The organism is Paenibacillus sp. FSL A5-0031 (assembly GCF_001956295.1).
Classification (GTDB): domain Bacteria; phylum Bacillota; class Bacilli; order Paenibacillales; family Paenibacillaceae; genus Pristimantibacillus.
On the sequence record NZ_MRTD01000004.1, the window covers coordinates 437847 to 444515 of the forward strand.

The following is a 6669-nucleotide window of genomic DNA, read 5'->3' on the forward strand; positions in this document are numbered from 1 at the left end:
TGCCCATCAGCTATTTATTTGCGCGCGCAGCTGGCGAATTTCATTCATCAATTCCTTCTGCTCCGCTGGATCTTCCGGCTCAGCGCAGCTCATAAGCTGCGTTAATCGCAGCTGCAACATCTCCCGCTCATTTTGGCTTGCCTGTTCATCCGCTGAAAGCAGCCGGCTTCGATCCTTAGACATATACTCCTCATACGATCCGTGGAACAAGCTCGGTTCATTTTTTCCATCGAGTACGAGCAGTCGATTAGCCGCTTGGCGAATTAAATAGCGATCATGCGTAACAAGCAGAACGGCACCCGGATAATGCTGTAGCGCCTGTTCAACCTGCTCTCGCGTGCTAATATCCAAATAGTTCGTCGGTTCATCAAGCACGAGCAGATTCGCTTTGCCAAAATAAAGCTTCAAGAATGCGACTCGGCATCGCTCACCCATGCTTAAGTCCCCGATTCGCTTAAATACGTCCTCCTTCGTAAACAGGAAGCAGCCCAGAATCGTCCTTGCATGCGACTGCGTCATCTCCGGCAGCAGCAATAAGCTGTCAAGAATGGTCATCTCATTGTCGAGCTTATCAAGCTCCTGCTCAAAATATCCGATTTTCACCTGCGGATGAATGCTAACCTTGCCTGTGCTTGGCAATAAGCTGCCTGTCGCAAGCTTAAGCAACGTCGACTTCCCTACTCCGTTTGGACCAAGCACAGCTAATCGCTCACCTCTACCTAAGGTGAGGTTTAACCTGCTTATAACGTTCCTATGCCCCTCATAGGCAAAACTAACGTCCTCCATCCGAAGCAGCGTAGTCGCTCCAAAACCGCCCGACTCCAGCTGCATCCTCAGCTGTGAGTCCTCGCGCGGCTTCTGCACCTTATCCTTGTTCAACCGCTCAAGCGCAGACTCCTTCGCATGCAGACGCGACACGTTTTTTTTAGATTTTGATCTAAGAAAATCATTTTGACCCGCCGCCTTATGCGCCTGCTGGAACCATTCGGCATACATGCGTATGCTCTCAAGCAGCTTCTCCCGCTCCAGCTCCTGCTTCTTATACAGCGCCTCCTGCGTCCTTAGCTCCAGCTCTTTCTGCGCCTTATACTGCGTGTATCCGCCAGAATAGCGCCGGCATCCATCTCGCTCAAACTCAAGAACAGTCGTTGCTGTCCGGTCGATAAACGTACGATCATGCGACACATAAATAACCGTTCCCGGGTAATCCTGCACCCATGCTTCCAGCCAATCCAGCGCCGAAGAATCCAAGTGATTCGTCGGCTCATCCAGCACAACGAGCTTCGGCTCTCTTACCATCAGCGCGGCTAATTGTGCTTTCGTCTTTTGACCTCCGCTTAGCTGTGAAAATGATAAGTGCCACAGCGAGGGATCAAAGCTTAACTGCGTTAAGCATCTCTCCACCTTCATCTCCCAGCTATAGCCATCAAGCTGCGCATAACGTTCGTACAGTTCACTGTACTCGCTTAACAGCGACTCACTTGCATCCTCTTGCATTCGCCTAGTTAACTCCACCATCGACCGTTTTAATCGGAACAATTCTTCTGTGCCGGCCTGCACGAATTCAAGCAGCGTGAGTGAGGAATTCATCTGTGCCTGCTGATCGAGCCAGCCCCACTCTGCAAGAGGAAGCAGCCGCTGCACCTCACCGTCATCGAATGGGATTCTGCCTGTCAGTCCTTGCAGCAGCGTCGTTTTGCCCACGCCATTTCGTCCAAACAGAGCCAGCCTTTCACCTTCTCTGACTTCAAAATTTATATTTTCGAACAGGATATTGCCATCCCATTCCTTGTTCACATGTTTAACTTTTAATAGCATCATTGAACATTCCCCATTTCAAAAAAACATAATAAAAAACCGTGGCTAGCGGCACACGGTCGAATACGCAGGGGAATATCAGGTAAACGAAAATAACGATGCGTCACACCGCTAGTTAGCGGGTAAACATCTCGTATCTATCGCTGCTGATTGACTATCCATAAGTCCCCAAATCGACGCACGTATCCCTGACCGGTTCTCGCTATGAGAACGCCGCTTGTACTTAAACAAGTTGTTTACAGGAATCGTGTACTTACTTCATCGGCTGGGTTACCTCCGTCAGTCATCAGTTTTGATATGCGTTTATTATATAAGACGATCATGCATATATTCAAGCCCTACTTTAATTGCGGTACCAAATAAAGTTAGTACTAGGCTTGAAACGCTGCATAACCGATCATAAGACTTATAAATATTTCTTATTTGGAGGTGCTTGATGAATCCCGTCTATATAACCAGCATTGGCAAATTTCTTCCCGGCCCCCCTATCGGCAATGATGAAATCGAGAATTATCTCGGCAAAATAAACGGTAAAAGCTCCAAGTCGATGCGGCGCATTCTTGATCAAAACAAAATACGCTTTCGGCATTATGCGATAAACAAAGAACAAAAGAGTCTATATTCAAATGCAGAAATGGCAGGACTTGCGATACAAGATGCGCTCTCCCGCAACCAAGCGGCACTGAGCGATCAAATCTCATTTCTCGCTGTCGGTACGACCCAAGGTGATTTGCTTGTTCCCGGCTTCGCGAGTATGGTGCATGCCGAAACGAAGCTGCCTGTTATGGAGGTTGCGACACATCACGGTGTTTGCGCCAGCGGTATGCAGGCGATGAAAAACGCATTCCTTCATGTGCAGTCCGGAGAGCAGCAAACCGCCATTTCCTGCGCCAGTGAATTTCCGAGCCGCGTATTCAAAAATACGAGGTTCGAAGCGCAAAAGGGTGTCGTTGATCATCCCATTCCTTTCGACACTGACTTTCTTCGGTTTATGTTATCCGATGGAGCAGGTGCAGCGGTTCTTCAGCATCAGCCTGCCGCCAGCGGTTTATCCCTGCGCATCGAATGGATCGACAACAAATCCTACGCTAATCTATACGATGTCTGCATGTATGCAGGAACCAACAAGGATAATGCCGAGCAGCAAAGCTGGCTTGACTATGTCACCATTCATGAAGCTGCTGACAACGGGGCTCTTAATCTTAAACAAGATATTCGGCTCGTTAATGAAATGCCTAAGGTCGGGGTTAATCGGTTTTTCGAGCTGGTGGATGAGGGTAAAATCGAACCGAGAGCTATCGACTGGATGGTTTGCCACTATTCATCTCATTTTTTCCGCGACGAAATATTTAAGCTGCTGCAGCTTGGCGGTCTCACCATTCCTGAGGAGAAATGGTTTACGAATTTATATACGAAGGGCAATACTGGCGCTGCTTCAATCTACATCATGCTGGAGGAGCTGCTTAACGAAGGCCATTTGAAGCCAAGCGAGCAGGTGCTATGCATGGTGCCGGAAAGCGGCCGATTCCAAACCTCTTATATGCTGTTGACGGTTGTAGGCGACACAGCTGATGTAGGACATATCGCAGAGCCGGTGTTTGAAGAAAGGCAGCCTGAGGCACCTCATCTCGAGTATAACGAAGCAGACCACGTTCAAGCGCAGCTCGTTAGGCAGCTCGTACAGGTTTGGATTGATTTTGAGCAAAAGCTGGCTCATGTCCCGGTTATTCATAAGCTGTACAACAACAAGTTCACCCTCCATGACTACAAGCTGCTAATGGAAAACATCCGCCAACAGGTCATAGATGGTTCTCAGTGGATTGCGCGGGCTGCCTCGTATATCGCGATCGAGCATATCGATCTCCGATCGACGTTCATTGCCCATGCGCGCGATGAGCATCGTGACTTTCAAATACTTGAACGCAACTACGTCGCCATCGGCGGCGACCTAGCGCACATCCAATCAGGCGAAAAAAATATTGGCAGTGAAGCATTGTCGGCTTATTTGTTCCAGCGTGCTAGCCGCGAGAATCCTGTTGATCTCATTGGCGCAATGTGGATTATAGAGGGACTTGGATGCCGTATGGCGCGCTACTGGGGCGAAATGATTCGCGATCAGCTTGGGCTGAGCGATGAAGAAGTGTCATTCCTGCTTTATCATAGCGACTCCGATGAGAAGCACTTCGAGAGACTCGAGGCAGTCGTCCAGCATCCGATGCTCACTGCAGAGATCGCAGGACGAATAGTGAAAACAGCTAAAACGACGGCGCGCTTATACTTGCTGCAATTAGAGGAGCTGGGCAATGTATGAGCAAAACTGATTATTTTCATCAAATGCCGCATGACAAAAACGATCCCAATCCGTTTCTAGCCATCTTTATGGATCAGAGCATTCCCTTTAATGAGGAGGCCAAGGCTGCCTACCTCAAGGATTGCTCTAGCAGATCACGGCAGTTTCTGCTGCCCGTACTGCGTCCTTTTGCGAGATTAATGATTATTGTTCTTCAGGTTTACAAAATAATCGTACCTAAGGCACTCACCTCATCCCGGCTGCTGCACCGCGTCCTGCATTTCGGAATGAAAACCTTCGTAAGCCCAGATGCTAATTATATGATTTTGCGCCACTTCTATCTTGGCTCTGAGGTGCTTGGCTTCATTCGTGATAATGTGCCTGACGTTCAGATTGAGATGAACCCGCTCAAACCAACCAATCTGGAGCCGGTAAAAGATGATCTTTTTCTCATTCACGATCTCAATTTATACAACTTCGTCATCAATCTTAATCGCGAGCTGCGTCACAAAGGAATTGAGGTTACAAAGCAGGACCGGCTTAACTTTAACACCATCACATCGGAACCTCTGCCTATTGAGCAAATGCCTAATCGCTGGACCAATTTTATGGATTTGACGACCGCCATTGAATGCTTCACCCCTGTCTATCAAATGTTTCTAACCTATAATGACTTCTGGCGTGCGACGAACTCCCTTCAGCTAGATGAAACGATTGGCATCCTTGCTTCCAAAATTATCGGCAGCAACGACCGACTGGCGCTTATCAACAACAAACATCCCATGGTGCCGCTCACGACGCTTAAAGCAGGCTTTCGACTCGTACTGCATGGCCTAGCGACAGAGCAGCTGCACGCGCTGCTCGTTGAGCTTAAACTTAAACAGCAGCAGCATATCGGCTGATCACACCATGAACAAAAAGAAGGCAATCACGCTCACTGCGTGATTGCCTTCTCTCTTTCATGCTGCTATTGACGAACTACAGTAAAACCTTTCTTCTCCAGCAGTGGAACGATACCGTTCTCGCCGAGCATATGTGCAGCTCCTACGACTACGAAATAGGATTTTTTTGTCGTGTCATTCAAGTAACCCGTTATTTTCTCAACCATTGGAGCATTGCGGTCAGTAAGCAGCGCTTTATTAAGCTCCGCATTCGACGTGGCTGATTTCGTCAGCTCGAGCAGCTGCTCCTCATTTCCGGTAACCCACATTTTCGTAAGATCTTCAATCCCTGATACTTCTGCAAAATAGTTCTCAATAGAACCTTTCAACATTTCTTCTTGCAGTTTGTCTGAAAAATTATTAAACATATTAAGCTGGTATTCGATCGATTCCAGCTCTAGGATTGGCTTCTTGTTCTCCAGCGACTGCTGCAAGAAATGGGCATCAATCCCTATGCCTGAATCATAACCTTCTTTTGCTGAGCTAAGATAATCAATAGTAGACGAAACGCTCCAAGGCTTATAGGTATCCAGTGTATTTTCCGGTAAACCGTTCTCCTTCAAAATCTCGCCAAGCTTCTTGTAAGAATCAGCTGAGATATGATCTTTAAGCGTTGTATTATCCTTCAATACGCTTAAATCAAGCACTTGCTTTTGTACCTTCTCATCATTCATCTTCGAAATATCAGCCTCTACAACCAAATAGTCGGATGCTTCATAGGCTTTTTGAATTTCAGAGCGCAAAGGGTACATCGCTTTGTTCGCAATATGTATCGACCCCAGCAAATATACGGTGCTGCCGTCCTTTTCTACTTTCCAAAGGAAACCTTTACTTGGCTCATTCTCCTTAAGAGAAACAGAGCGCTGCTCTTTATTCCAAGTAATTTCATAGCCTGCTGCTTCACTTACCGTACGCAAAGGAATATATACAGTTCCTTTAACGACCTTCGGCGCAGCAAGCAATCCAATTTCCGTCTCGTTAGCCATTGCCCCTAAGTTGTCGATTTGGAATAAAAGGGTTAGTCCTTGCTTCTTGCCTGAAATGACTTTATTTTTCTGATCCCAAGTTACTTGGAAATCAAGCTTTTGAAGAACCGTCTTCGCCGGAACAAGAATCGTTCCCTTTTCCATCGTAGGTTGATTCTCACCAAGCTGCACCTGCTCGCCGTCTATCCAAACTGAAATAGGCTTAGCCTCTGCTTGGATGTTCGTTACGAAAGAAAATAGTAGAGCTAATGATAGAAATAATGCTGCAAACTTTTTCACGAATAGACCCTCTCCCTCTCATCTTAGCGGCTTCATTCCATCTACATATAACCAATAATTACCGCTCTGCCTAACATATTTTACACATTTTCACCACGCAATAGCTAGTTCGGAAAATACGAATCTAGTTTTCGTTGCTTTACATCATATTCATAACATATAATGCCTCATCTCATAAGTGATCAGCAGACTTTTAAAAAAGGGGCTGTCTCAAAAGTCATTTTGCGATTTTTTGAGCACTACATAGAACTTATTTTCATCGAGAAAAAGGACCTCAAGCTCCACTATACAGTGGAATTTGAAGTCCTTTCATTTGAAAACGGGGATGTTTCCCTGATGCAAAGACTTTTGCGGC

The 6669-nt window shown here is 46.8% G+C and carries 4 protein-coding genes; 2 read left to right on the forward strand and 2 right to left on the reverse strand.

Annotation, left to right across the window (positions count from 1 at the left end):
- Window positions 1-6 precede the first annotated feature (6 nt).
- Window positions 7-1821 carry a ribosomal protection-like ABC-F family protein gene (abc-f, locus tag BK120_RS10315; protein WP_076267390.1) on the reverse strand — a complete coding sequence of 605 codons (1815 nt, stop codon included), beginning with the start codon at window positions 1819-1821 and terminating at the stop codon, window positions 7-9.
- Between the two features lie 433 nt (window positions 1822-2254).
- Between abc-f and BK120_RS10320 the strand changes: the two genes are divergently transcribed.
- Window positions 2255-4129: a StlD/DarB family beta-ketosynthase gene (locus BK120_RS10320; protein WP_076267391.1), complete on the forward strand. Its 1875-nt coding sequence runs from the start codon at window positions 2255-2257 to the stop codon at window positions 4127-4129.
- A complete protein-coding gene (locus BK120_RS10325; RefSeq protein ID WP_076267392.1) occupies window positions 4126-5010 on the forward strand; it encodes a DUF6999 family protein in 885 nt (294 codons plus the stop codon). Before BK120_RS10320 ends, BK120_RS10325 begins: the two co-directional genes overlap by 4 nt.
- A 65-nt stretch (window positions 5011-5075) precedes the next feature.
- Here the strand turns inward: BK120_RS10325 and BK120_RS10330 are convergent, their stop codons facing one another.
- Complete coding sequence (locus BK120_RS10330) at window positions 5076-6314, reverse strand: TraB/GumN family protein (protein ID WP_076267393.1); 1239 nt, start codon at window positions 6312-6314, stop codon at window positions 5076-5078.
- Between the last annotated feature and the right edge of the window lie 355 nt (window positions 6315-6669).

What these genes read in the sequence shown, in the direction of transcription:
- abc-f (WP_076267390.1), bottom strand. Translation starts at nt 1,821, where the DNA reads ATGATGCTATTAAAAGTTAAACATGTGAACAAGGAATGGGATGGCAAT.
- BK120_RS10320 (WP_076267391.1), top strand. Translation starts at nt 2,255, where the DNA reads ATGAATCCCGTCTATATAACCAGCATTGGCAAATTTCTTCCCGGCCCC.
- BK120_RS10325 (WP_076267392.1), top strand. Translation starts at nt 4,126, where the DNA reads ATGAGCAAAACTGATTATTTTCATCAAATGCCGCATGACAAAAACGAT.